Source organism: Edwardsiella piscicida (genome assembly GCF_021733145.1).
GTDB classification, from domain to species: domain Bacteria; phylum Pseudomonadota; class Gammaproteobacteria; order Enterobacterales; family Enterobacteriaceae; genus Edwardsiella; species Edwardsiella piscicida.
Window position 1 is genome coordinate 18,760 of record NZ_CP090968.1, and the last position, 25,500, is coordinate 44,259.

The 25,500-nt window shown below is 53.5% G+C and carries 21 protein-coding genes and 1 pseudogene; 8 read left to right on the forward strand and 14 right to left on the reverse strand.

The window, feature by feature from the left end:
- The first annotated feature begins 35 nt into the window (after positions 1-35).
- The 5 genes from L1P05_RS00095 to L1P05_RS00110 all read left to right on the forward strand — a co-directional run bounded on the left by L1P05_RS00095 (position 36) and on the right by L1P05_RS00110 (position 4,106).
- Positions 36-695 carry a 7-cyano-7-deazaguanine/7-aminomethyl-7-deazaguanine transporter gene (locus L1P05_RS00095; protein WP_012846902.1) on the forward strand — a complete coding sequence of 220 codons (660 nt, stop codon included), beginning with the start codon at positions 36-38 and terminating at the stop codon, positions 693-695.
- 191 nt (positions 696-886) lie between these two features.
- Complete coding sequence (locus L1P05_RS00100) at positions 887-2,899, forward strand: glycoside hydrolase family 3 protein (RefSeq protein ID WP_012846903.1); 2,013 nt, start codon at positions 887-889, stop codon at positions 2,897-2,899.
- A 107-nt stretch (positions 2,900-3,006) separates the two neighbouring features.
- A complete protein-coding gene (locus tag L1P05_RS17525; protein ID WP_012846904.1) occupies positions 3,007-3,171 on the forward strand; it encodes a hypothetical protein in 165 nt (54 codons plus the stop codon).
- Positions 3,161-3,454, forward strand: a complete 294-nt coding sequence (locus tag L1P05_RS00105) for a GNAT family N-acetyltransferase (protein WP_306304637.1) — start codon at positions 3,161-3,163, stop codon at positions 3,452-3,454. Before L1P05_RS17525 ends, L1P05_RS00105 begins: the two co-directional genes overlap by 11 nt.
- A gap of 76 nt (positions 3,455-3,530) precedes the next feature.
- Complete coding sequence (locus L1P05_RS00110) at positions 3,531-4,106, forward strand: DcrB family lipoprotein (protein ID WP_012846906.1); 576 nt, start codon at positions 3,531-3,533, stop codon at positions 4,104-4,106.
- A 21-nt stretch (positions 4,107-4,127) separates the two neighbouring features.
- Here L1P05_RS00110 and L1P05_RS00115 read toward each other — a convergent pair whose 3' ends face one another.
- Together L1P05_RS00115 and L1P05_RS00120 are read right to left on the reverse strand one after the other, a co-directional pair.
- Positions 4,128-5,825 carry an AsmA family protein gene (locus tag L1P05_RS00115; RefSeq protein WP_012846907.1) on the reverse strand — a complete coding sequence of 566 codons (1,698 nt, stop codon included), beginning with the start codon at positions 5,823-5,825 and terminating at the stop codon, positions 4,128-4,130.
- A gap of 198 nt (positions 5,826-6,023) precedes the next feature.
- Positions 6,024-7,427 (reverse strand): nucleobase:cation symporter-2 family protein, encoded by a 1,404-nt coding sequence (locus tag L1P05_RS00120; RefSeq protein ID WP_012846908.1) that lies wholly within the window; start codon positions 7,425-7,427, stop codon positions 6,024-6,026.
- Between the two features lie 233 nt (positions 7,428-7,660).
- Between L1P05_RS00120 and gltS the strand changes: the two genes are divergently transcribed.
- The gene (gene gltS, locus L1P05_RS00125; protein ID WP_012846909.1) at positions 7,661-8,875 is read left to right on the forward strand and encodes a sodium/glutamate symporter; all 1,215 of its coding nucleotides are present in this window, start codon (positions 7,661-7,663) and stop codon (positions 8,873-8,875) included.
- 16 nt (positions 8,876-8,891) lie between these two features.
- On the opposite strand, the gene recG is transcribed toward gltS, so the two are convergent.
- The 7 genes and pseudogenes from recG to L1P05_RS00160 form a co-directional block, all read right to left on the reverse strand.
- Positions 8,892-10,973 carry an ATP-dependent DNA helicase RecG gene (gene recG, locus L1P05_RS00130; protein WP_012846910.1) on the reverse strand — a complete coding sequence of 694 codons (2,082 nt, stop codon included), beginning with the start codon at positions 10,971-10,973 and terminating at the stop codon, positions 8,892-8,894.
- Position 10,974: 1 nt separating this feature from the next.
- On the reverse strand, positions 10,975-11,667 hold the full coding sequence (gene trmH / locus L1P05_RS00135) for a tRNA (guanosine(18)-2'-O)-methyltransferase TrmH (protein ID WP_015460653.1): 693 nt from the start codon (positions 11,665-11,667) through the stop codon (positions 10,975-10,977).
- A gap of 5 nt (positions 11,668-11,672) precedes the next feature.
- Entirely contained in the window at positions 11,673-13,766 is a 2,094-nt protein-coding gene (gene spoT / locus L1P05_RS00140) for a bifunctional GTP diphosphokinase/guanosine-3',5'-bis pyrophosphate 3'-pyrophosphohydrolase (protein ID WP_012846912.1), read from the reverse strand.
- 19 nt (positions 13,767-13,785) lie between these two features.
- Positions 13,786-14,061 (reverse strand): DNA-directed RNA polymerase subunit omega, encoded by a 276-nt coding sequence (gene rpoZ / locus L1P05_RS00145; RefSeq protein WP_005291030.1) that lies wholly within the window; start codon positions 14,059-14,061, stop codon positions 13,786-13,788.
- Positions 14,062-14,115: 54 nt separating this feature from the next.
- Positions 14,116-14,739 (reverse strand): guanylate kinase, encoded by a 624-nt coding sequence (gmk, locus tag L1P05_RS00150; protein ID WP_012846913.1) that lies wholly within the window; start codon positions 14,737-14,739, stop codon positions 14,116-14,118.
- 120 nt (positions 14,740-14,859) lie between these two features.
- Positions 14,860-15,480 (reverse strand): trimeric intracellular cation channel family protein, encoded by a 621-nt coding sequence (locus tag L1P05_RS00155; protein WP_012846914.1) that lies wholly within the window; start codon positions 15,478-15,480, stop codon positions 14,860-14,862.
- Between the two features lie 672 nt (positions 15,481-16,152).
- A pseudogene (locus L1P05_RS00160) lies at positions 16,153-16,371 on the reverse strand (type II toxin-antitoxin system prevent-host-death family antitoxin).
- 204 nt (positions 16,372-16,575) lie between these two features.
- On the opposite strand from L1P05_RS00160, the gene L1P05_RS00165 reads away from it, so the two are divergent.
- Together L1P05_RS00165 and L1P05_RS00170 are read left to right on the forward strand one after the other, a co-directional pair.
- Positions 16,576-17,187, forward strand: a complete 612-nt coding sequence (locus L1P05_RS00165; protein ID WP_226989541.1) for a hypothetical protein — start codon at positions 16,576-16,578, stop codon at positions 17,185-17,187.
- 6 nt (positions 17,188-17,193) lie between these two features.
- Positions 17,194-18,321 carry a helix-turn-helix domain-containing protein gene (locus L1P05_RS00170; protein ID WP_041692469.1) on the forward strand — a complete coding sequence of 376 codons (1,128 nt, stop codon included), beginning with the start codon at positions 17,194-17,196 and terminating at the stop codon, positions 18,319-18,321.
- A 41-nt stretch (positions 18,322-18,362) separates the two neighbouring features.
- Here L1P05_RS00170 and L1P05_RS00175 read toward each other — a convergent pair whose 3' ends face one another.
- The 5 genes from L1P05_RS00175 to L1P05_RS00195 all read right to left on the reverse strand — a co-directional run bounded on the left by L1P05_RS00175 (position 18,363) and on the right by L1P05_RS00195 (position 25,198).
- Complete coding sequence (locus L1P05_RS00175) at positions 18,363-21,548, reverse strand: DEAD/DEAH box helicase (RefSeq protein ID WP_071818547.1); 3,186 nt, start codon at positions 21,546-21,548, stop codon at positions 18,363-18,365.
- 188 nt (positions 21,549-21,736) lie between these two features.
- Positions 21,737-22,294 carry a hypothetical protein gene (locus tag L1P05_RS00180; RefSeq protein WP_012846919.1) on the reverse strand — a complete coding sequence of 186 codons (558 nt, stop codon included), beginning with the start codon at positions 22,292-22,294 and terminating at the stop codon, positions 21,737-21,739.
- Between the two features lie 100 nt (positions 22,295-22,394).
- Positions 22,395-23,177 (reverse strand): IS21-like element ISSen3 family helper ATPase IstB, encoded by a 783-nt coding sequence (gene istB / locus L1P05_RS00185; protein WP_012846920.1) that lies wholly within the window; start codon positions 23,175-23,177, stop codon positions 22,395-22,397.
- On the reverse strand, positions 23,174-24,196 hold the full coding sequence (gene istA / locus L1P05_RS00190) for an IS21 family transposase (protein ID WP_012846921.1): 1,023 nt from the start codon (positions 24,194-24,196) through the stop codon (positions 23,174-23,176). Before istA ends, istB begins: the two co-directional genes overlap by 4 nt.
- A 63-nt stretch (positions 24,197-24,259) precedes the next feature.
- Positions 24,260-25,198 (reverse strand): hypothetical protein, encoded by a 939-nt coding sequence (locus L1P05_RS00195; RefSeq protein WP_012846922.1) that lies wholly within the window; start codon positions 25,196-25,198, stop codon positions 24,260-24,262.
- Between the last annotated feature and the right edge of the window lie 302 nt (positions 25,199-25,500).

A 25,500-nucleotide genomic window follows, 5' to 3' on the forward strand; every position in this document is an offset into this window, starting at 1 on the left:
GTTCCCTCACCCCAATAACCAAAAAGGTGACATCGATGTTTAGTTTTACACCGCAGCAGCGGTTTACGGCCCTTTGTTGGCTGTCTCTCTTTCACGTCTTGATTATCACATCAAGCAACTATCTGGTGCAGCTGCCGATCACCGTGTTCGGTTTCCATACCACCTGGGGCGCCTTTACCTTCCCGTTTATCTTTTTGGCGACGGATCTGACCGTGCGTATCTTTGGCGCACCGCTGGCTCGGCGTATTATTTTGGCGGTGATGGTGCCAGCGCTGCTGATCTCCTACTGTGTCTCCGCCCTATTTTTTCAGGGGCAGTGGCAGGGCTTTGCCGCGCTGGGCAGCGTTAACCTGATGGTCGCGCGCATTGCCTGCGCCAGCTTTATGGCCTATGTGCTGGGTCAAATACTGGATGTGCATGTGTTTAATCGCCTGCGGCAGACGCGAGCCTGGTGGGTTGCACCGACCGCCTCGACGCTGTTTGGCAACATCAGCGATACGCTGTCGTTTTTCTTTATTGCCTTTTACCGCAGCAGCGACGCGTTTATGGCAACCCACTGGGTAGAGATTGCGCTGGTGGATTATGCATTCAAGCTATTGATTAGCATGGTTTTCTTTTTGCCGATGTACGGCGTTATGCTGAATATGCTGCTGAAGCGGATAGCGTTTCGCCAGCAGCAGGCCTCGCTGGCGTAGTTCACGTGGGATGAGGGAGACGAAACGGGGTGCGCGCAGGCGCGCCCCGTTGTCGTTTAGGGGGACCGCCGCCGTGAACTGATAAATTAAAACTATAAAAATCAAATATATATCATTGTTATATATAATTTTATTTCGTTTTTTTCTGCGCTATGTTCCTCCACAGGAGAGATTTTTCTGAGGAGAATATTATGTATAGATCAGTACGGATGTATAAATACCCGATATTGATATGCGCCCTGCTGTCACCGCTGACTGCGACGACGTATGCCGCCGACGCTGAGCAGCCGCCGGTGGTATCCCGCGTGCATCCGCTGCTGCATGTTCAGGGATACACCTTTCGCGATGCTAACGGCAATGGTCGCCTGGATCCCTATGAGGATTGGCGGCTTTCTGCGGAGCAGCGCAGCGCCGATCTGGTCGCGCGTATGACGCTGCGGGAAAAGGCCGGCATGATGATGATCGATACGTTCCGGGTGGCACCGCAGGGCGCGATCCGCCAGGAGGATGCTGCGTTAATCCGTGAGCAGCATATGACGCGCTTTATTTTCCGTAATCCGGTGGTGTCGCAGCCGCAGTCCGGTACCAATCAGCTGACGCCGCGCGAGGTGGCAGAGGCGCTAAATCAGGCACAGGAGATGGCGGAGCGAACCCCCCACGGCATTCCGGCGCTGTTTAAGTCTAACGCCCGCAATCACCTCGATCCCCAGGCGCGGGAGGGGATCAACGTGATTAGCGGCGCATTCTCCTCCTGGCCGAAAGAGGCGGGGCTGGCGGCCACCCGAGACATGTCCCTTATCCGTGAGTTTGCCGGGATTATGGCCCAGGAGTGGCGTGCCGTCGGTATCCGCGGCATGTATGGTTACATGATGGATCTGGCGACGGAGCCCCGCTGGTATCGCGTTCATGAAACCTTTACCGAGGACGCCGATCTGATGTCGGATATTGCCCGCCAATTGATCCTGGGGTTACAGGGAGAGCGGCTGGGCCGCGACAGTATCGCGCTGACCATAAAGCATTTTCCCGGCGGGGGCCCGCAGGAGAACGGCGGCGATCCCCACTATGCCTACGGGAAAAATCAGAACTATGCCGGGCAGAACTTTCGCTATCACCTGAAACCCTTTATTACCGCCATTGAGCTCGGCGTGTCGGCGATCATGCCCTATTACGGTATTCCCGTCGGCCAGGCGCTGACGCCAAACGACGTCGGCATGGCGTTCTCGGCCGGCGTTATCACCGGGCTGCTGCGTGAACAGCTGGGATTCAAGGGGTATGTCAATAGCGATACCGGGATTATCGGCGATCGCGCATGGGGCATTGAACACCTGCCGGAGCAGGAGCAGATTGCCATCGCGGTCAATGCGGGGACGGATGTCCTTTCGGGCTATCACAGCAATGCCATCGTATATGACACGATCCGCGCGGGAAAAATTAGCCAAGAGCGGGTCGATCTGGCGGTCAGTCGGCTGTTGAAAGAGCAATTTACGCTGGGGCTGTTTGAAAACGCCTATGTTGACCCCGAACGGGCCACGCAAACGTTGGGCAATAAGGCGTTTCAGGCGCTGGCCTCGCTGGCGCAGCGTAAGTCCATCGTCCTGTTGAAAAATGGCGACGATAGGGCGCCGCTATTACCACTGGCGCCCGCGCAGACGCTGTATGTGGTGGGGATGGATAAGGCGATTGTTGAGGCGTACGGGTTTCGGGTGATCAGCGGCGATCGGCGCGGCGGCGCGCTGCCCGCGATACCGCCCCAGACGGCGCGGGCGATCGTTCGCGTGGTGGTCAGCAATCCCTATGTCGAGGCGCGCCGCTTTGGCGGTGCCGCCGAGGATGAGCTGAATGATCTGGCCTTTAGCGCGATGGCCCGGGCTAAAACGTGGCAAATAACGCCGTCGCTGGCCGATATCCAGACGATTATGGCGCGGGTTGGGGCGGCCAATACGATTTTATCCATAAACTATCGCCAGCCGTTTGTGCTAGACCGCGCCAGTGGAATGGATCGCGCCGGAGCCATCCTGGCGACGTTTGGGGTTTCCGACCATGCGTTGATGGATGTGCTCAGCGGGCGTTTTAATCCGCAGGGTCGCCTTCCCTTTGCGCTGCCTAATCAGGCGCAGGCGGTCGTGAACCAACTCTCCGATATGCCGGGTTACCGTGCTCTGGATACCTGGCGTCCCTACGGCTTTGGTCTGCGCTATCAGTAAGGCCGCCGCCTACCCTGTGCCCGTCGCACAGGGTATTTTTTCCCTGACTCCGCCTTTTCGACGTTTTACGCTATGCTCTCCTTTTATCTTCCGACAGGAGGCGCACGATGACACCGATCACACTGCACTCGGCCACCCCGGCCGCGATCTTGGCGCTGTATCGGGCCATTCCGGAGTTTGCTCCGCGCCATTCGCTGGCGGATATACAGCGGCGTCTTGCCGGCCGTCAGGCCAGTCTCCTGATCGCCCGCAGCGGCGGCCGTGACGTGTAAAGTGGGCTATGCGCTGGATGAACAGACGTTCTACAGCTGGCTTGGCGGCGTGTTACCCGGCTGGCGACGTAAAGGAATCGCTCAAATCCTATTGCATGCGCAGCAGGCGTGGGCGTTAAATCAAGGGTATCGGCGTATTGAGGTAAAAACCCGTAATGGCTTTTCCTCGATGCTGATGATGTTGATAAATAATGGCTATCACATTATTCAGGTGCAGCCTCAGGACGAGGTTGTCGATTACCGTCTGCGTCTGGTCAGGGATCTGCGTTTAGATGCGGCGTAACATACGGTTACTTGCTTTTTGTTCCGCGATCGGGTGCGATGTGGAATTAGACCTTCGGACAACATAAGGAATTTCCATGGGTAATTTAGTGAAGTTGATCGGCGTCGGGCTGTTGGTTACCGGACTGGCCGCCTGCGATGGCAGCTCCACCGCGGAGACCAACGCACCGGCGCAGGGTGCGAGCGCGACTCAGCCCAGCGTGCCGGCGGGTGCCAAAGTCAGCCTGTTAGACGGTAAGATTGGCTTTACGCTGCCTGCGGGACTGAGCGATCAGACCAGCAAGCTGGGCTCACAGACCAACAATATGTCCGTGTATGCCAATAAAACCGGGCAGCAGGCGGTGATCGTCATCTTGGCGCCGATGCCGCAGGATAACCTGAATACCCTGTCGACCCGCCTGATTGACCAGCAGAAATCACGCGACGCCAGCCTGCAGCTGGTCTCGTCTGAGAGCGTTAAGCTGGGTGGAAAGGACGTTGAGAAGGTCGTGAGTATGCAGCAGGCGAACGGTCACGCCATCTACTCCAGCATTATCTTAGCCCAGGTCGGCGATCAGCTGATGACCATGCAGATCTCCCTGCCGGGCGATAATCGCCAAGAAGCGGCCAATATCGCCAACGGCGTGCTCAATACCCTCTCCTTTGCCCAATAAGCGTCGCGGGGGGCCGACAGACTATCGGCCCTCCGTAGCGATCGGTGACGGCTCTGCGACAAGCTGCCCGCTGACCATGCGTTGATGCAGCGTGTGGCCGTGGCCGTCCTGCGCCTGCAGCGTCGCCTCGACGCCTTGGCGGAACGGCGTGCCGGCCTGCAGCGGCGCGCGTAGCGTCAGCTGTAGATTCATATCGCCCTGCAGCGTCGTCAGCGCAGGCCAGCCCCAGGCATCCAACTGACTGACCGGTACGCCGCGCCCGTGGAGCGCCAGCGTTAATAGGCTATCGTCCTGGATCAGGGTCGCGCTGGCCTCCAGTAATCCCTTCTGTGAAATCGCGCTGAGATCGCTGACGCGGACGGTGCCGCCGTCCGCCAGCAGCGTTGCCGATGGACGGCGCAGATCCACCTTATTAAAGGTAGCCTCGCTGGCATTGAACTGCATCTGCCCCTGCCAGATCCCCCAGCGGCGCTGGCGGGCGAGGGTGACATGGCTACCAAAGCCATCCAGCGCGGTCATCTGAAATGGAAAGTCGGGGTTAATATCGACCAACAGGGTGCGGCTGAGAGAGAAGCGCTGCAGCGTGATCTCCTGCAGCCAGGCGGGCAGCGGGCGTAGCCACAGCGTGCGCCATGCGCTGGGCAGCGTGTACTCCAGGCCGACGACGGCCAAATCGTTGAGGGTCAGATGGCCGCTGTCACGCTGCCAGTCGCCGCTGGCGCGGATCAGCGCATTGCTCCAGCGGGTATTGAACTGGCGCAGCGTGATCCCCTGCGGCGTGAGGTCGGCGCTGAGCAGCGGATCGCTCAGATGCACCGCCCCGAGCACGATATCCGCCGCGTTGAAGGCCAGCGATCCCCGTTGGCTATGCCAATGGCCATCGGTCAGCGAGACGTTGCGCAGAGTGGCATCCAGCCCGCCCAGCGCCCAGCCTTTGCCCTCAAGGTTAGCGCCCAGCAGATCGAGCCGGACGAGCGTCAACGGCGGCAGGATCTGCAGCGCGTGTAGAAACGGCCGCAGCGCCTGTGGGCTTTGCCAGTGGATCTGGCTCAGCCGCAGGCTATCGATACGCCATGTGCCATCGGCCTGGCGCAGCGCCTGCGCCGTCATTTGCCCATTGGCCACATCGGCACCCAGGTTATTCAGCCACAGCTGGCGATCCCGATACTCCCCCTGTACCAGCACGTTTTTGGCCGGAATCTCGCCGATGTTCAGCGCCGCGGCGCTGAACTGAAAATCCACCTTGGTACTGCCGGGGCGCAGGGGAACGATGCCGCCGTCTACGTCGGAGGCCTGCAGGGGCCAGTCAGCGTGGGGCCAGAGGATCTGCATATCGTGCAGGCGCAGGGCGGCGGCGCTGATGGGCAGAGGTGGTATGCCGTCCTGCGTCAGCGTCAGTTTGCCGCCGCTGAGGCTAATCGCGCTAAAGTGGCGCGGTGCGCTAAGCTGCTGCCAGCCGAAGGTCAGGCGCAGCGTCGCTGACTGGATCAGCGGGGGCTGACCGGCGCGGGCCAGACTGAAGCCGTTAACCTGCACTGTCGCCGGCTGACCCAGGGTATGCTGCAGCGCACTCAGCGTGATGCGGTAGTGGGTGTGTTGGTTGACCCAGTCGCTTATCTGGCGGGCTCCCCAGCGGCTCTGCACGATAAAATAGGCCGCCGCCAGCGCCAGCAGGATCAGTACGCAGAGCGTCAGCAGCAGTTTCCCGATAACTTTCATGGTGATTCGTCCTTTCAGTGTTCCGGGGCGGCATACGCGGCAGTGTCCAGGAGAGCGTTGATGCCTCTCAAAGGCCGAGAGCGATCTGGCCCCGTTCGCCGGGCACAGCCTAGTTTATGCCGTAATTATGAGCGAGGCTCAAGGGAAAGCGTTGTGAAAGGCGAAAGCGGGCCTGTTATCAGGCCCGCGCTGCGGGGATCAGCGGTGAGTTTCGTGCGGGAAGATCAGATTCAGTACGATAGCGGTGATCCCGCCTGCCGCAATGCCGGAGGAGAGTAGGGTTTTCAGCCATTGAGGGGCAAACTGTAGGATTTCCGGCTGCTGCGATACGCCCAGCCCCACGGCCAGCGACAGCGCCATGATCATGATGGCGCGGCGGTTGAGCGGCTCACGCGAGACGATACGCACCCCTGAGGCGGCGATGGTGCCAAACATCACGATGGTGGCGCCGCCGAGCACCGGCTCGGGAATATGCTGGACAAACCCGGCGACGGCGGGGAATAGGCCGAGCAGGACCAGCATCAGCGCGACCACGAAGCCGACCTTGCGGCTGGCGACGCCGGTCAGCTGGATCACGCCGTTATTCTGTCCGAAGCAGGAGTTGGGGAAGGTATTGAAGATCGCCGACAGCATAGAGTTGAGGCCGTTGGCCAACACGCCGCCCTTCAGGCGCTTCATGTACAGCGGCCCGGAGACCGGCTGCTCTGAGACATCCGAGGTCGCAGTGATATCCCCAATGGTCTCCAGCGAGGTCACCATAAACACCAGCATCAGCGGTATCAGTAGGTTCCAGTCTATCCCCAGGCCGTAGTACAGCGGGGTTGGTATCGTGACCAGCGGCGCCGTATTCGGCTGCGCGGCGGACGCCGGCAGCATGTCCATCAGCCAGGCTAGGCCGTAGCCGACGGCCATCGCGATCACCAGCGAGGCGACGCGCAGGTAGGGGTTGCGTTGGCGATTGAGCAGGATGATCACCAGCAGCACCGCCCCGGCCAGCAGCAGATTTCGCGGCGCGCCGAAGCTGTGATCGCCCATTGCGCTATAGCCACCGCCGATGGAGATCAGGCCGACCTGGATCAGCGACAGACCGATGATCATCACGACGATACCGGAGACCAGCGGGGTGATGATGCGGCGCGCCAGGTGCAGGAAGCGTGACAGGATAATCTCTGTGCAGGAGGCCAGCATCAGGGTGCCAAACAGCGTCGCCATCATGGTAGGAATATCGGCGCCGCCGTTCTTTAGCGCCATACCGCCCATGATCAGCGGCGTGACAAAGTTAAAGCTGGTGCCCTGAATCGACAGCAGACCGGAGCCGACGGGGCCCCAGGTTTTGATCTGGAGCAGGGAGGCTAGACCAGAGGCGAACAGCGACATGCTGATGATGTGCTGGGTATCCTGCGCCGGCAGGCCGAGCGCCTGACAGATCAACAGGGCCGGGGTGATGACGGCGACGAACATCGCCAACAGATGCTGGCAGGCGGCAAACAGGGTCTGCGCCAGCGGCGGGCAGTCATCCAGACGATAGATCAGTTCGCTGTGGGTCGTCGGGGGCGTAGTCGGTTGGGCCATCGGATCGAGGTCGGTCGTTTGAGTGGTCATGTGTGCGGGCATCCAGGATCAACAATGGGCGCATTTTAATGATCTGCGCCACAAAAGCAATCGTTTGCGTTGGGTGCGTGGCCACTTTTTTGTGGCTTTTATCCAGCAGAGTTTTTTCGATAAAAGCTTGCCGCATCACAACCTTTGTCATTAAATTGTCGGGTTACTGAGCTGCGAAAAAACGGTGAAATTATATAACTTTCTGAAATATAAAAACTATATGGAGTACCTGAATGTATCATTTGGATATTTATGGCACGTTGGTTGCCGCGACGCTGGTGCTGCTGTTGGGGCGCCAGATGGTGCAAAAAATACCTCTGTTGACCAAATACACCATTCCTGAACCCGTAGCCGGCGGGCTATTGGTTGCCCTGGCCCTGCTAATCCTGAAAAAAAGCATCGGTTTTGAAGTCGACTTCGACATGTCGTTGAAGGATCCGCTGATGCTGGCTTTTTTTGCCACCATTGGTCTGAATGCCAACCTGGCCAGCCTGCGCGCCGGGGGCAAGGCGCTGAGTATTTTCCTGTTTGTGGTGGTTGGGCTGTTGATCGTGCAGAACGCCATCGGTATCAGTATGGCGAAACTGATGGGGCTGGATCCGCTGATGGGGCTGCTGGCCGGTTCGATTACGCTGTCCGGCGGCCACGGTACCGGCGCCGCCTGGAGCAAGCTGTTTATTGAGCGCTACGGTTTCCAGAATGCGACCGAAGTGGCAATGGCCTGCGCAACCTTTGGGCTGGTGCTGGGCGGCCTGATCGGGGGCCCGGTCGCGCGCTACCTGGTGAAGCACTCTTCGACGCCGGACGGCACGCCGGATGACAATGCGGTGCCCAGCGCCTTTGAGAAGCCGCAGAGCGGGCGCATGATCACCTCGCTGGTGCTGATTGAGACCCTGGCGCTGATCGTTATCTGCCTGACGGTCGGTCAGCTGATCGCCGGGTGGCTGCGCGGCTCGGCGCTGGAGCTGCCGACCTTCGTCTGCGTGCTGTTTGTCGGGGTTATCTTAAGCAATACCCTGTCAAAAATCGGCTTTTATCAGGTGTTCGAACGCGCCGTCTCGGTATTGGGCAACGTCAGTCTGTCGCTGTTCTTGGCGATGGCGCTGATGAGCCTGAAGCTGTGGGAGCTGGCCTCGCTGGCGCTGCCGATGCTGGCGATCCTGGCGGTGCAGACGCTGGTGATGGCGCTGTACGCCATTTTCGTTACCTATCGGGTGATGGGAAAGAACTACGACGCGGCGGTGCTGGCGGCGGGGCACTGTGGCTTTGGGCTGGGCGCTACGCCGACGGCCATCGCCAATATGCAGGCCATCACCGAGCGCTTTGGTCCTTCCCACCTGGCGTTCTTGGTCGTGCCGATGGTCGGCGCCTTCTTTATCGATATTGCCAACGCCATCATTATTAAGCTGTATTTAATGCTGCCGCTGTTTGCACAGGCGATCGGCTAAGGCTGGTCGGCGCAGCTCAGGCGTTGGAGTAGCGGCTGCCGGCGGGTAGCCAGCGTTCGATCAGCGCGCGTGCATGCTGTGGATAGGCGCTGTGCAGATGGCGAGCGATACGCTGGACTTCGGGTATTAGCGCCTGATCGCGCAGCAGATCGGCGACGCGGAATTCGGCGTTGCCGGTCTGGCGGGTGCCCAACAGCTCGCCGGGGCCGCGGATCTCCAGATCGCGCTGGGCAATAACAAAACCATCATTGCTGTCGCGCAGCACCTGCAGTCGCCGCTGCGCCGTCTGGCTCAGCGGCGCCTTGTACAGTAGAACGCAGTGGGAGGCGATCGCCCCACGCCCGACGCGTCCACGCAGCTGGTGCAGCTGCGCCAGCCCTAGACGCTCGGGGTTCTCAATGATCATCAGGCTGGCGTTGGGGACATCGACCCCGACCTCGATCACCGTGGTGGCCACCAGCAGATCGACCTCTCCCGCCTTGAACTGCGTCATGACCCGCTGTTTATCCGCCGCTTTCATTCGACCATGTACCAGCGCAATGCGTAGCTCGGGAAGCTGCTGCATCAGGGTCTCTGCCGTGGCTTCGGCCGCCTGAGCCTCCAGGAGATCGGACTCTTCAATCAGGGTGCAGACCCAGTAGGCCTGGCGCTTCTCCTCCAGGCAGGCGTGCCGTACCCGATCCAGGATCTGCTGACGCCGGGTATCGGCGATGGCCACGGTGGTGACCGGGGTTCGTCCCGGCGGTAGCTCATCGATGACCGAGGTATCCAGATCAGCATAGGCGGTCATCGCCAAGGTGCGAGGGATCGGGGTGGCGGTCATGATCAGCTGGTGCGGGTGAAATCCCTGCGCCTCGCCCTTCTCCCACAGGGCCAGCCGCTGATGAACCCCAAAGCGATGCTGCTCGTCGATGATCACCAGCGCCAGGCCGGCGAACTGCACCTGCTCCTGAAACAGGGCGTGCGTCCCGACCACCATGTCTACCTCGCCGGCGGCAATGGCCGCCATTTGCGTCTGGCGCGCCTTCCCCTTCTGTTTCCCGGCCAGCCAGCCAACGCTTAGGCCCAGCGGGGCGAACCACTGGCGGAAGTTGGCGGCATGCTGTTCGGCCAGCAGCTCGGTAGGCGCCATCAGCGCCACCTGGTGGCCATGGGCGATGGCGCGTAGCGCCGCCAGGGCGGCGACCAGGGTTTTACCGCAGCCGACGTCGCCCTGCACCAGGCGCATCATCGGCACGCTTTTGGCCATGTCCGCCTCTATATCGCCCAGCACCCGCCGCTGGGCCGTCGTCGGGGTAAAGGGCAGCGCCGCGAGAAAACGTTGTTTGAGATGGTCATCGGTTGCCAAGGCCAGCGCGCGATGGCGCTGGTTGCCGGCGCGTACCGCCAGCATGCTGAGGTGATGCGCCAGGAGTTCTTCCAGAATCAGGCGCCGCTGGGCGGGGTGTCGTCCCTGCGCCAGATCCTCTTGATGGATGTCCGGCGGTGGGCGGTGCAGGGTGCGCAGCGCATCGGGCAGGCTAAGGAGCCCTTGCTTTAGGGCGTCGGGCAGCAGCTCTGGGATAGGGGTGATATCGAGCAGCGCCAGCGCCTGATCGCTCAGCTTGCGCAGCGTGGCCTGGCGTACGCCTTCGGTGGTCGGGTAGACCGGCGTCAGCGCCTCCTGCAGCGCCGGCGCGGCGTCGTCACCCTGCATGCGGTACTCGGGATGGATTATCTCTCCGCCGTGGTGGCCGCGCTTGATCTCGCCGTAGGCCAGCACCCGTTTACCCGGCGCGAGGCTATTTTTCATGGCGGCGCTGAAGTTGAAAAAGCGCAGGGTCAGCAGGCCGGAGCCATCGCTGATTTGACTGGTCAGCATGCGACGGCGCCCAAAGGCGACGTCGGTACGCAGTACTTCGCCCTCCACCGTCACCACCATGCCGGGCTGCAATTCACCGATACGGTACAGGCGAGTGCGGTCTTCGTAGCGCAGCGGCAGATGCAGCAGCAGATCCTGTATGGTAACCAGTCCGAGCTTGGCCAGCTTGCCCGCCTGGCTGGCGCCGACGCCGGAGAGCGATGTCAGCGGAACGGCATCGAGCAGGCGGCCTTGCATATCAGCTCCGGGCGGCCTGCATGGCGTCCCACCACGCCTGGGGCGCATCGATCTGCCCATCGTCGCCGATGTGCGGACGTGCCAAGCCCTTGCGGCGGGCGACGCTGGCCAAGACTGGATAGCCGCCTTCCCACAGCAGGCGCTGCTGCTCTTCTTCGCTCAGGGAGGGTTGGCTGCGACCATACATGCCGGCCTGCTGGCGCTGGCGCTGCGCCTCATACAGGATCAGCGCGCTGGCGACGGAGACATTGAGCGACTGCACCATGCCGACCATCGGAATGATGATATCGCGATCGGCCAGCTGCAGCGCTTCGGCGCTGATGCCACGCTTCTCCTGTCCCATCAGGATACAGGTCGGTCGGGTGTAGTCTATCTCGCGAAAATCAACGGCGGTTGCCGAGAGGTTGGTGGCCAGGATCTGCATGCCCTGACCTTTCAGCTCGCCGACGGCGGTGGCGATATCCCGGTGGGTTTTAACGTTGACCCAGCTGTTGCTGCCGGCGGCGGTGGAGACCAGGGTACGCATGCTTTTGCCCGGCCAGACGGCGTGGACCTGGTGGACGCCGACGGCGTCTGCGGTGCGGATCACGGCGGAGACGTTGTGCGGTTTGTGAACCTGCTCCATGCAGACCGTCAGATCCGGCTGGCGTGCCGCCATCATCTGACAGATCCGCGCATAGCGTTGTGGGGTCATGGCGGTTAGTTTCTGTTTCGGGTGACTTTAATGACATCCGGCATGATGCGAATTTTGCGCATGATATTGGCCAGATGCACGCGATCGCGGGTGGTCAGGCGAATATAGACGGAGTAGACGCGCCCGTCTTTCTCTTCGGTGTTCATGCTCTGAATGTTGGAGGCCGTCGCGTTGATCGCTGCCGTCAGGTTGGCCAGCGCCCCCTGGTGGTTGAACATATCAACCTTAATTTCGGCGATAAACTCTTGATCGATTTCCTTATCCCACTCCACCGGCATGAACTTTTCCGGCTCTTTCTGATAACCGCGGATGTTACGGCAGGACTCATGGTGAATCACCAGGCCCTTGCCGGGGCTGACGTGGGCGATGATCGGATCGCCAGGAATGGGGCGACAGCACTTGGCAAAGGTCAGCAGCACGCCATCGGCGCCCTTGATCGGCAGCTTACGGCCGCCCGGCGGCGTATCCTGTTCACCCAGCAGATTGCGCGCCACCACGACGCTCATCGCGTTGCCCAGCCCGATCTCCGCCAAGAGGTCGTCCAGCGACTGCAGCTTCATGCGCTCCAGCTCGCGCTGGATGTTGGGCGCAGGAATACTGGCCAGCTTGCGGCCGTTGCCCAGCGCATGGGTCAACAGGCGGCGCCCCAGGCTGACGGAGTCATCGCGCTTGAGGTTCTTCAGCATCTGGCGGATCTTGGCCCGCGCCTTAGAGCTGACCACAAAGTTCAGCCAGGCGGCGTTGGGTCTGGCGCCCGGCGCGGTGATCACTTCGATGGTTTGGCCGCTGCTCAGCGCCTGAGACAGCGGATAGGGCTGGCGATCGACGCGGGCGCCGACGCAGGCGTGGCCGATGTCGGTATGCACCGCATAGGCGAAGTCGACCGGCGTGGCGCCGGCCGGCAGCTCGACGATGCGCCCTTCGGGGGTAAACACGTAGATTTCGTCGGGGAACAGATCCGACTTCACGCTTTCGATGAACTCAAAGGAGTTTCCGGCGCTCTGCTGCAGCTCCAGCAGGCTCTGCATCCAGCGCTGGGCACGGATTTGGGCAGTGGTGCTCGACTCGCCTTCCTTATAAGCCCAGTGGGCGGCGACCCCCATCTCGGCCATCTGATCCATATCTTCGGTGCGTATCTGTACCTCGACCGGCACGCCGTGCGGCCCGATCAGCGAGGTGTGCAGCGACTGGTAGCCGTTAGCCTTGGGAATGGCGATGTAATCCTTCACCCGCCCCGGGCGCGGTTTGTACAGACTGTGCACCTGGCCGAGCACCCGATAGCAGGTATCCACGTCCTTGACGATGACGCGAAAGGCGTAGATATCCATGATGGAGTGGAAGCGCTGCTCTTTGAGGTGCATCTTGCGGTAGATGGAGTAGAGGTGTTTCTCACGGCCGTTGACCTGGCAGGCCATGCCGGCCTCGGTCAGGCGCCCGTCGATCTCCGCCAGGATTTTTTGGATCATCTCCTTGCGGTTGCCGCGCGCGGCCTTCACCACCTCTTTGATCACCCGGTAACGATTGGGATACAGGGCCTCAAAGCCCAGCTCTTCCAGCTCGGTTTTCAGGTGATGAATACCCAGGCGGTGAGCCAGCGGGCTGTAGATCTCCAGGGTTTCACGCGCGATGCGGCGACGTTTGTCGGGACGCAGCGAACCCAGGGTACGCATATTGTGGGTGCGATCGGCCAGCTTGATCAGAATGACGCGGATGTCCTGCACCATCGCCATGATCATCTTACGGAAGTTTTCCGCCTGGGCCTCTTTTTTATCGCGAAACTTCAGCTTGTCGAGCTTGGATACCCCCTCCACCAGTTCGGCGACGCTCTTGCCGAACAGCTGTTCCATATCCTGGTAGGTAGCGGGGGTATCTTCGATGACGTCGTGTAACAGGGCGGCCATCAGCGTCTCATAGTCGAGACGCATTTCGGCCAGAATGCAGGCCACCGCGACCGGGTGGGTGATATAGGGCTCACCGCTGGAGCGCGTTTGTCCCTCGTGCGCATCGCGCGCGACCAGATAGGCCTGCTTCAGGCGTTTGATCTGCTCTTCCGGCAGGTATTTTTGAATCAGGAGATTCAGACTTTCAAACAGATACAAAGGCTGCCCTTGAGGTTAATTAACGACGACCTTCCGCAATGGCGGTTACCGCCTGCAGCTCGGCAGCTTCCTGCTCCTGCTGCTCCTGACGCTCACGCACGTCGAGGATCTGGTTGTTGATCAGACCTTCTTCGATTTCGCGCAGGGCGATAACCGTGGTCTTATCGTTCTCTTCCGGAACCAGCGGCTCTTTGCCGCCCGTCTGCATCTGGCGCGCGCGACGGGCTGCGACCAACACCAGGTCAAAACGGTTACCAATTTTCTCTACAGCGTCTTGAACAGTTACGCGTGCCATAAAAGTGCTACTCCACAGGTGAAGAAATGACTGGGCATGATACTGAAACTGGGCTCAGTCTGCCAATAATTTGCTGATTAAAGCATCATGACGCAGCTGCTGACGCTCGCGGCGCAGGCGTTCGGCGCGGATGATGGTGCGCAGATCCTGAAGCGCGACGTCGAAGTCGTCGTTGATGATGAGGTAGTCGTACTCGCTATAGTGCGACATTTCGCTGACCGCCTTGGCCATACGCCCGGCGATGACGTCATCGCTGTCCTGCCCGCGACCGTGCAGACGGCGCGCCAGCTCCTCGCGCGACGGCGGCAGAATGAAGATGCTGCGGGCCTGCGGCATCTTGCTGCGCACCTGGCGGGCGCCCTGCCAGTCGATATCGAGGAAAACATCGATCCCCTGCGCCAGAACCTTTTCAATCGCCTGACGCGAGGTGCCATAGTAGTTGCCAAAGACTTCGGCGTGCTCCAGGAAATCATCGCGGGCGATCATTGCCTTGAACTCGTCCACAGAGACAAAGTAGTAATGCTCACCGTGCTGTTCGCCCGGACGGCTGGCGCGCGTGGTGTGCGAGACGGAAACCCGGGAGTCGTAGGTCGGCTGCGTTTTCAGCAGGGCCTGGATCAGGCTGGATTTGCCAGCGCCGCTCGGCGCGGAAACGATATAGAGCGTACCTTGTACCATGTGTATGTCTTATCAGCGTGTAAAAGAGCGAAATATAGCAATATATCCGCTCATTATACACGGCTCCGCCGCCGGTTGCAGCGCTCTCGTTGCGCCGACGCAGATTTCACGCCGCTCGGACTATTCGCGCTCCGGCTGTTTATAGTCGAAAACCGGCAGGCTCAGATGGAAGCGCAGCGCCAGCAGACGGGCGCTAAAGCCGGCCACCAGGGTGATGATCACCGTGAGATCCTGCGGTACCTGCAGGTATAGCAGTCCCAGATAGAGCCAAGCGGCGGCAAACGAGATCCCGGCGTACAGCTCTTTCTGAAAGACGAGGGGGATCTGATTGCAGAACAGATCGCGCAGAACGCCGCCGAACACCCCGGTGACGACGGCGGCGATGACCGCGACGATAGGGCCGTGCCCCATCTCCAGCGCGACCTGGGCGCCGATGATGGAAAAGACGATCAGGCCGACGGCGTCGAGTAGCAGAAACAGGCGACGCAGATGTGACATCAACGGCGCTACCCAGGTGGTCAGCACGGCGGCGCAGGCGACGATCACAATGTTTTCCGGGTGTTTGACCCAGCTCAGCGGGTAGTGCCCCAGCAGCATATCGCGTACCGAGCCGCCGCCGATGGCGGTGGCCGAAGCGATGATGATCACCCCGAAGGTGTCCATTTGGCGACGTCCCGCCGCCAGCGCGCCGGTCATCGCCTCTGCGGTAATGCCGACAATATAGAGAATGCTCAGTAACATAATGGGTATGCTCGTCCGTAAAGCCAGGGAAGAGGTCGAAAGTGGGCAGGATAGTCAGCCTGGGCGGGCTGCGCGACTGAGTTTTTCTAAGGTATGCTGTTTCGAATTACTTTTTCTAATGTATATATGCCTTATTTGTGGCTTTGATTGCGTATTTTATATTTGATATAGATTAGTTTTTTTAGTGGTTAACTGGCAAGGGAGAGCCACGCCGCCGGAGGTGGGCCGCGGCAGCGCGTTGGCCACAATAGAAAAAAAGCCATTTCAACAATGGCTTTTTAGCATGCTTCAGCGGGGCGGACGCATCGTCCACCGGCCGCTTACTCGATTGGATCTGAATGTTGAGTGAATGCTTATGTGTATTGATTTTATTATATTTTTATTAATCTTTCTTTTCGTTAAGTACACACATGAATACACGATAAATAAAAGTGTCCAATGAGTTGGGGCGAAATTGTCCATCAGTTCTTGTTAAGATCGGTTCAGTAAGATGAGCTAACAAGTGCAGGTTGCTGGCATTTACACTTCGCAACTTTAAGGGAAGGTTCGATAAGGCCGCCTTCTTCCCATTCGGTATGAAAATGTTGGAAAGAGCCTCCACTTTGCCAATGTGAGACGTTCCAAATATACGGTCGTGGAAAGTGATAACATCTTGAGCACTAACCTAGATCATCAGTTTGTCAGCGCCTCTACACTATGACCATGAGGTTGAATAATCATATCGAACTCTGCATCCAGTTTAGCATTCTTATATGCCTCGAACTAAGCCTTATTGATAACCACTGCTGAGCTACTGTATTGGTGGGGGATTTCAATCGGTTCCCTCTGAGTGGTGGTATCCAATGCTTCTGAGATTTTGGTACGTGTCTGAGTTGAAGTGTATGTACACATACCATATCGCCTGCGATGTACATTTTGATTTAAATAGAAAAATCAATATTAATCATATGGTTACAAAATTAATTGACATGTTGGTTTGGTGATTACTTTTGTTTTGTTACTTGACAAAACAAAAAAAACGCAAGATTATTGTCATGTATTTCACCAAATCCCCATTAAGGGCTACGTAACTCTACGCATGAGGTCTTTTTTGCAATGAAGCAACCGTGGGAGCTAAACCCAGCTCTAACAATAGAGCGACTTAAACAACTTGCATCCCTGATTCGAAATGTCAGGGATGATGTGATTGATTTACATAATGAAGAACTCGGTGATTCTGCTCGTTCAACTGGGTTGAGGGCCTATGAATGTTGCCGAACGAGGATAATTCGGGCCGCAACTCAACATGAAGAGTGGCCCTGGCTTGGCATAGTGAAAGACGATGGAAAATTTACCTTTTCTATCGATTCAGTGCCAGTGCGTTTGTATCGGGGAGGTCCTAATCGTCCGGAAGAACGCAGGCTGATACCTTGCGTAGAAGCGCTGAGTCAGATGAGTTTATTGCCTATTGAAGTAGGCGACGCTGTATCTGTCATTTGGTTTTTTGCTGTTGAAGTTGATGATTTCCGCTATGTTGAGCGTGTAACCTTTACTGGATTTTTAGAAGGCGTGCAGGTTTCATGCTGGGAAATTCCGCTGGATGAAAGAGTTCCTGCTTTCAGTTCCATTGATACCGAATTACCTGAGCCAGTCAAAACTCAGAAAGCATCAATCTCTGTCAAAAGGAAAGACAAAAAGGCCGAGAATGATGACCCGAATAATGGTTAGTAAGTTATGGCTATAGAATTTTATGGCGAGCGGCTTCGGCTCGCCCGTTTGTTAAAAGGGTACACACTACAAGAGCTGGGTGATGCAGTTTTTGTTACCCGGCAAAGTATACACCAGTATGAAAGTGACGTTCGGGCACCCGCTAATGATGTACGTAATGCACTGGCTGAGTTTCTTCAGGTATCCACTGACTTTTTTGGGGTTCCTCTTTCTGGTGACGTCAAGCCAGAGCAATGCCATTTTCGTAAGAGACAAACAACACCTGCTGGTGTTAAAGAGCGGGTTCAGGCATACAGTACTATTCTTGAGCAGCTCGTTGCTGAGTTGCATGAACACCTAGATATGCCCGAGAACGGTTTTAATTTGATTGATAATAGTAAGATTGTAGAATTAACACCGCCATTGATAGAAAAGATTGCTGAGGGAGCCCGTATTCGTTGGGGGTTAACACCTGATGCCCCTATAGATAATATGGTCAATGTTGTTGAAAATCAGGGAGCAATTGTTACCTGTTTTGATGGCGTGTCTGAAAAAGTTGATGCTTTATCTGTTAATAGAAAATTTCCTATAATAATTCGCAATACTGCGAAGGAAAGTGCATGTCGAATGCGTTTTGATTTGGCCCATGAATGTGGTCATTTAATAATGCATGATGGTATTGAGACTGGGTGTAAACAGACAGAGAGAGAGGCTGACGCCTTTGCTAGTGCTTTCTTATTTCCTCGCAAGTCTTTTGCCAGAGAATTTCCGTCTTGCTTAGGTATTGGCGGAATGATTGACTGGAAGAAAGTGTATGCTTTAAAAACTCGATGGAAAGTTAGTGCTAAAGCAATTATTTATAGAGCACATTTCCTGGGTTTTATTAACGCTCAGCAATATAGAAGTGCTAATGTCTGGTTCAGCCAAACAAGACAAACAAAAAAAGAAAAACTGGACGATCAAATTCCTTTAGAGGAACCTCATGTTCTTGAGGAAAGTTTGGCAATTTTGAAAGAGCATCTGGGTATATCTTTCGATATGTTAGCTGAAAAGATTAAGGTTAGACCTGAATTATTAGCAGATATATCAGGCATCAAATACATACCTGCTATTGATGATGGTTATGACGAAATTGTTGTTCCTTTTAAATTTTGACTTAAATATATAAGGCCCTTCGTTACGAAGGGCCTTAGGGGTTATCTATTGAAATAACACTTTAATTTTGTTTCAGTCATTTCAATGATCGTTGAGTAAATTGAACCCAGGAAATTTCTCATGTCTATCGATAACTTTGATTTTTCCACACCTGGTTGAGCAATTGAAAACTCAAACTCCACATTTGAATATTTTAATGCTTTTCTTATATTTTCCAGATCGTCAGGACTTCCATGATAAAATCTCTTATTTTTCAAAATACCCATGCCATTACGTCTTTCCATGTGTTTAAGGAGTTCTTCTGGTTTCCATTTGTAACGTAGAGATACGACAGCTTGCCCACACACTTCATAAAGATCTGATAATCTTGCTCCTGATGTTTCTTTTGAGTATTTGCAATGAATCATTTCAAATCTTATTAAATCGTCTTCGACGAATATTGCTACAATGTCAGATGATTCACCAGCATTGTCATCATTAAAAATAATCCGGGCACCATTTTTTTTAAGATGTATCATCATGTATTCTTGAATGGAATTATTACGGATTTTATCACCTTTATATAATGATTCTACCGTGTAATTTACATCATCCCATTCCAGTGTTGTTATTCTTTCTGATGGGATTTGAACCTCAAATGACTCGCCATAGTTTGTGTGAATACATCCAGAAATAGTGCACCCATCTAATAAAAACATCGTTGGGGGATTTTCCTCAAAAAACTGTTTTAATGATAGTGTATTGCTTTTTAAACCTTCAATGTAAATATCTGTCTCATCTAACCCTTCAATACTATGACCTCTCTCTCCTCCAAGTACTATTGAAAACGGAATCTTCTCATCTGAAATTATTATCTCAAAGAACGCATGGTTATTATTATGTGATATATTTTTTAAAGCACATTCTGCCAATAATATAGATTCCTTCTGAGGTCGTTCTATCGTGATTTTATGCATTCTCTCATATAAATCTTCGGACCAGTCTGTTGCTAAAATGATTATGTTTTCAGGATATGATAATAATTGTGTTTTCTGAGCAGAGTCTTCTAATAATTTATTGGCATCAATACTCTCATCTGTAATTAAATTACCGATTTCTAAACACCAAGATTTCCACTCTTTCAAATCGCCTACACGGGCGGGACTCCATATTTTTCCTTTAACAGAGGCTCCGACACTAACGGGAAATCCATCTCGGAAACCGATACCTACGAAATCTGATTTTTGACAGCGTTGGCCTTCTTTCCATTTTGTTAATTCAGTTGTTACATCTGCCCCACTTAAACGGGAGTAGCGGTGAAGATGATTAGCTGGTTTGAAAATCCCCGCATGAATTATACTAAGGCGCTTGATATTATCAAAAGATCTAAAAACGCAGTCGCCTCTTAACTGAGTAGGTTTATCTTCCGTTATCTTTTCAACTAAAAAATTAATATCTAATTTTTTCTCGGAATAGCCAATATAAAGAAGATTCATAGATATATTATAATGCATAACAATGAGGTCCCACGTCTGGTCACGCATTTTGTCTGTTCTGGCCCATTTCACCTTCTCTCTCTTTTGTGTAGTGAAATAAAAGACATTTTCTTCTTTATTAATAAATGGTTGTGATAGGGAGTATTTATTTAAATTGAATGCGTTCTTGAAATTTTTCCATTCTGCTTTTTTGCATTTAAAACATACAGTACTTAGTGCAGGGTAAACAAGTTTAGGATTTAGGTCTATATTTGGAGAATCAAAACCAGAAAAAGGTTTACATCCTTGAAGAAAACTAAGTAATGTTTCTGCTTCATTTTTCTTTGCATCAGCTATTTCGCTAATAACTTCTTCCCAACCGGAACCTTCTTGGAATAAATTTTCTAATTCAATGGATATTTTTTCATCAGCATAATTCACAACAAATGAAGCATCACCCAGTCCCTCTTGAGTCCTAGTAAATCGGCCGATAAATTGTAACAAAACCGCTAATGATTTGTGTATTCCGTGCACAGCTGCAATTTTAAAATCAGGATAGTCAAAACCTTCTTTTAGCATGTCAACGCATACGATTATGTCGTATGCCCCATTTTTAATGTCGCTAATCAGATTTCTTCTATTCTTGATTCCTGTGTATACAATCGCTATTCGTTCATTTGGGAATAATTCTTTGTACATGTCAAAAAGTTCAATAGCATGCTTTTTATTATCAGCGCGAACCATCATCTTATGTCTTATCCATCCGTTTTTCCTGTCTGTAATTAACCTAGACATGGCCGCATTTGCTATAGCTAAATCTTTCTTTCTGGGATGGCGTTCATCCACAGCAACTAATGATATCCTGGAGAAACAATTATCTTTTAATGCGTGAGATAAAGGGTAGTTATATACGATCTTTCCTTCAATTGGTTTCTTATCATTTCTATAGGGTGTTGCGGTGAATTGTACAATTTTAGATTTTGAAAAAAGTTTTTTTATTATATCCCACTCTGATGCCTGTATATGATGTGCTTCATCAAAGTAAACATGTGTGAATATATCTGATATTGTTTTTTGTAATGTCGGAGATGCCCTTGCTATAAGCGCAGGAGTTGTTATAACAACATCAGATTCATGGAGTAATCCTATGCTTTCCTCAGAAAAAGCTAGACCTTCCTTTAACATTAATACTGTTGGGTTTGGAGTGGGGTTCGGTATTACTCCTAATTCTCTTAATATCCCCCAGGAAGAAAACTTATCTGCGATTTGATATTTAAGATCTATTGAAGGGACAATTACTAGTGTATGTGTCGCTTTGTCAGCAAGAGATGCTAAAAGCATTGTCTCTGTTTTACCTGTGCCTGTCGGTAGAACAACTGTGCAAGTTTCTGATGACAATGACCAATGAGATAGTAATGCATAAATAGCACCAATTTGTGCAGGTCTAAGAGATTTATTTGATTCCCCTTTACCGTTTATTTTTACGTTATCAAAGAATGATGTTTTATTATCAGATAATCTTTTTATGTCGCCACGTATATGATAAGTGCTGCCTTTCAATTCAGCAAGAAATGATACCCCAATATTAGAGTTGCTGAGGGAGTATATATTATCTTTTATGTGACTTTTATCAAAGAGCCAATCTCCAGCCTTGAAGGCAAGATTTGATAACATTCCTATTTGATAATTTTTCTTTGTAAAGTAAATCGACTTATCAAATGAAATTATTTCTTGAGTAATAATTTTGTTTACTTCATCAGATTTAGTATTCAATGTGATATCCTTATTTTTAATAAGAAACGGAACGTTGTCGTTAAAAAACATAAGTCACAAGGTTGTACGAATTATACACAATCTTGAAGGGTAGATCGATTAAAGTATTTTGTGATCTGGTTCTCTTTTTAAGTTTTAATTCAAAATGCTTATTACTTTTACCATTCGTAGTGAGAATGGTAATTATTCTAGGTATATACCTCATTTTTCAGCACAATGCGCAGATACGGATGTTTCCAGTCATCATCGGACAACTTGCTCAGGCTGACGAAACCGTCATGCTCCAGTGCGCATACTCCATCATGACAGGCAACATAATCGTAGACGGCACGACTTTCCAGCCCCTGCAACATATGGGCGAGCAATTTCCGGCGCATCTGCATAGGCTGCCATTTTCTCTCCTTCCGGGCATTCCTCCATGTGCAGTTAAAATTCTGCCCCACTGCATTTCTGACACAAAGCCCGTAGCGGTTGGTCTTACCGGATGACAGATAATCATCAATAAGGCGCTTAAGGTCTTTCCTGAGTGGTTTCATTAGCTTTTTCCAGCGTTTTAACACCCTGTCTGCCTCCGCTTCTCCCAGCCGTTTGTTCAGCCGCTTTTTGCTCACACTTTTAAATGACAGGCTTACAGAACCGGCGCTGAAAATGGTCGAAAAACGAAAGCTTTTAACATCATCTTCATCAATCCCCAGTTTCTTACTGATATAGCTGGTTTCAAGGCGTTTCAGATTTTTGGGCGACACGCCAATACGCAGAAGTTCGTGGCGCAGGATCTCCTGTCAACGACGGGTAAAAAGTGATCCACTTACATCTCCACCGACGGTCTAATATTGATCCACCGTTTTACTCAGGATTAGCTTCAGCGATAACCCCGGCCTTTCGTTTCTGTTTCAGTCGATAACTCTCTCCTTTTATTTGAACAACGTGTGAGTGGTGTAAGATCCGGTCCAGCATCGCGGATGTTAGCGCCGCATCACCGGCGAACGTCTGATCCCACTGCCCGAACGGCAGGTTGGAGGTCAGGATCATCGCGCTCTTTTCATAACGTTTGGCGATGACCTGGAAGAACAGCTTGGCTTCTTCCTGGCTGAACGGCAGGTAGCCTATTTCATCGATGATGAGCAGCTTTGGTGCCATCACGCCACGGTGAAGCGTTGTTTTATAGCGCCCCTGGCGTTGTGCCGTGGACAGCTGAAGCAAGAGATCCGCCGCCGTAGTGAAGCGAACCTTGATACCCGCCCGTACCGCTTCGTAGCCCATTGCTATTGCCAGATGCGTTTTCCCCACGCCGGATGGCCCCAGCAACACGATGTTTTCGTTGCGCTCTATGAAGCTCAGTGAACGCAGCGACTGGATCTGCTTCTGCGGCGCACCGGTGGCGAAGGTAAAGTCGTATTCTTCGAACGTTTTCACTGCCGGGAAGGCCGCCATCCGGGTATACATTGCCTGTTTACGCTGATGTCGGGCCAGTTTCTCTTCGTGAAGCAGATGCTCCAGGAAGTCCATGTAACTCCATTCCTGCTCCACTGCCTGCTGTGACAGGGCTGGCGCTGCGCTGATCAGACTGTCCAGTTGCAGCTGTTCGGCAAGCACCATCAGCCGTTGATGTTGCAGTTCCACCATCATGCGGCTCCTCTGCAGAACGTGTCATAGATGGATAGCGGGTGGTGCAGTGGCTGCCTGTCGAAGGTCACCAGGCTTTCGTCTACCTGCACGTCATACTGTTTTTTCTCCGTCGGTAGAGCCAGCATGGACTGCTGCTCTTCGATCCAGCGATCGCAGGGACGGGTCTGTATTGTTTCGTGCCTGCGCTGGTTAGCGACATCGTGCAACCAGCGCAGGCCGTAGCGGTTGGCTGTTTCAACATCGACGGTGATCCCCAACGGACGCAGGCGAGTCATTAGCGGGATGTAGAAGCTGTTGCGGGTGTACTGCACCATCCGCTCCACCTTGCCTTTAGTCTGTGCTCTGAAGGGGCGGCACAGCCGTGGAGAGAAGCCCATCTCTTTGCCGAACTGCCACAGTGAAGGGTTGAACCGGTGTTGCCCGGCCCGATAAGCATCGCGCTGTAGCACTACCGTTTTCATGTTGTCGTAGAGCACTTCACGCGGTACGCCACCGAAGAAGCTGAACGCATTACGGTGGCATTCTTCCAGGGTGTCGTAGCGCATATTGTCAGTGAACTCGATATACAGCATTCTGCTGAACCCCAGAACGGCAACGAACACATGAAGTGGTGATTTGCCATTACGCATGGTGCCCCAGTCAACCTGCATCTGTCGTCCTGGCTCTGTTTCGAAGCGCACGACAGGCTCCTGTTCCTGAGGAATGGCAAGTGAACGTATGAACTCTCTCAGGATGGTCATGCCACCACGATAACCCTGCTCCGTGATCTCGCGGGCGATGACCGTTGCAGGGATTTTATAAGGATGAGCATCGGCGATGCGTTGCCGAATATAGTCCCGGTATTCATCCAGGAGTGAAGCGGTTGCGGGACGCGGCGTATATTTTGGCGGCTCAGACTGCGCACGCAGATAACGCTTTACGGTGTTACGGGAGATACCCAGTTCCCTGGCGATCGCCCGACTGCTCATACCCTGCTTATGCAGGATTTTAATTTCCATAACTGTCTCAAAAGTGACCATAAGCTCTCCCGAATCAGGAGAGCAGATTAACCCCTGGATCTAATTTCAGGCGTCGGATATGGATCACTTTCGCACCGTTGGTAACATCTCCAGTTGGCTGCTTTTAATGTCGTAGTTATATCCCCGAGCCAGACATGCCCATTTCATGCCCTTTGGCAGGTACTGAAACCCTTTACCCACCTCAAACGAACGTCCGCCCAGACGGGCAGTTTTGTAAGACTGACGATAGGCCACAATCAATGGACTCGTATTGATGATTTTCACCCCCACACCGCAGAGATGGCTGATGAAATTGTGGTAGTACATCATATTCACAGGGGTGGGATGTGCATTGCAGTAATCCCTCAGGGTATCAAGATTGATATGCAGGTAATCAAGCTGCCCGTAGACCTGCGTGACCCGCTCCCTGAATGCCGTGTCCGGGATTTTACGTTTTGATATCTGGTGGCAAACGACGGGCTTCTGGATGGAGGCCTGCGCAATTATCTCCTCAAGTGTCAGCGGCTTTTGGCGTTTCCCGTAAAGGTCAGTCAGATAGCTGTAGCGATCCTTACGTCGCAGATATGCCTTGCGGTCTCCCGGGAACAACGCTTTCAACAACTGCTTTGACAGCGCAAATTCACGGCATTTATGCTTGCTGGGATCATGACGGATGATTTTGATAAGCCCCGCTGCTTCCAGCTTTTCCAGTGCCCTCCCAAAGGGAAGCCCACGAGACTGTTTAAAAACTGCGGGAGCCTCTTTCTCGCCCAGAGAATATGGGAAAGGAACAGAACAGGTCCATTCATCGTCACTTTCAAAAATTGCTTTTTTACGCGTGTTCTTACTGGCGGTTGCACTGCATATAAGATGCTGTATAAAGATAGCTATAGATATGTAATAAGTGGGTTTGCATCTCCTGTCACAATTACTATCAAATGGAACGCTGAAAATAGATTCCCTGAAAATTCCGAGCGTCTTTTCTGTTACGAGAATATTATTCTTTGTGCAATAGGCTTTCATTTCATTGTGCTCCGCCAGTTATTTAAACGCTGTTTTACAACCAGCGTTTTTGCACAATGAATTACGACCGCGCATAAGAATCATATTTGCTAGCCCCACTTTTTTTGGGGCTAATTTAAAAACACAGAATCAGTAAAAATGCGCCTTATGGCAGGAAGGATATCCGCCGAGGAATGTCCGGAGTGAATTCGTGGGATCAGCTAATACTTGTGTCCCCATACTATAGCCATACAACGCATATGGCCTGTGCGGAGGCTTGCCTCAGGCATCTGCCTGTCACCATCTCCATCTGATACATTTTT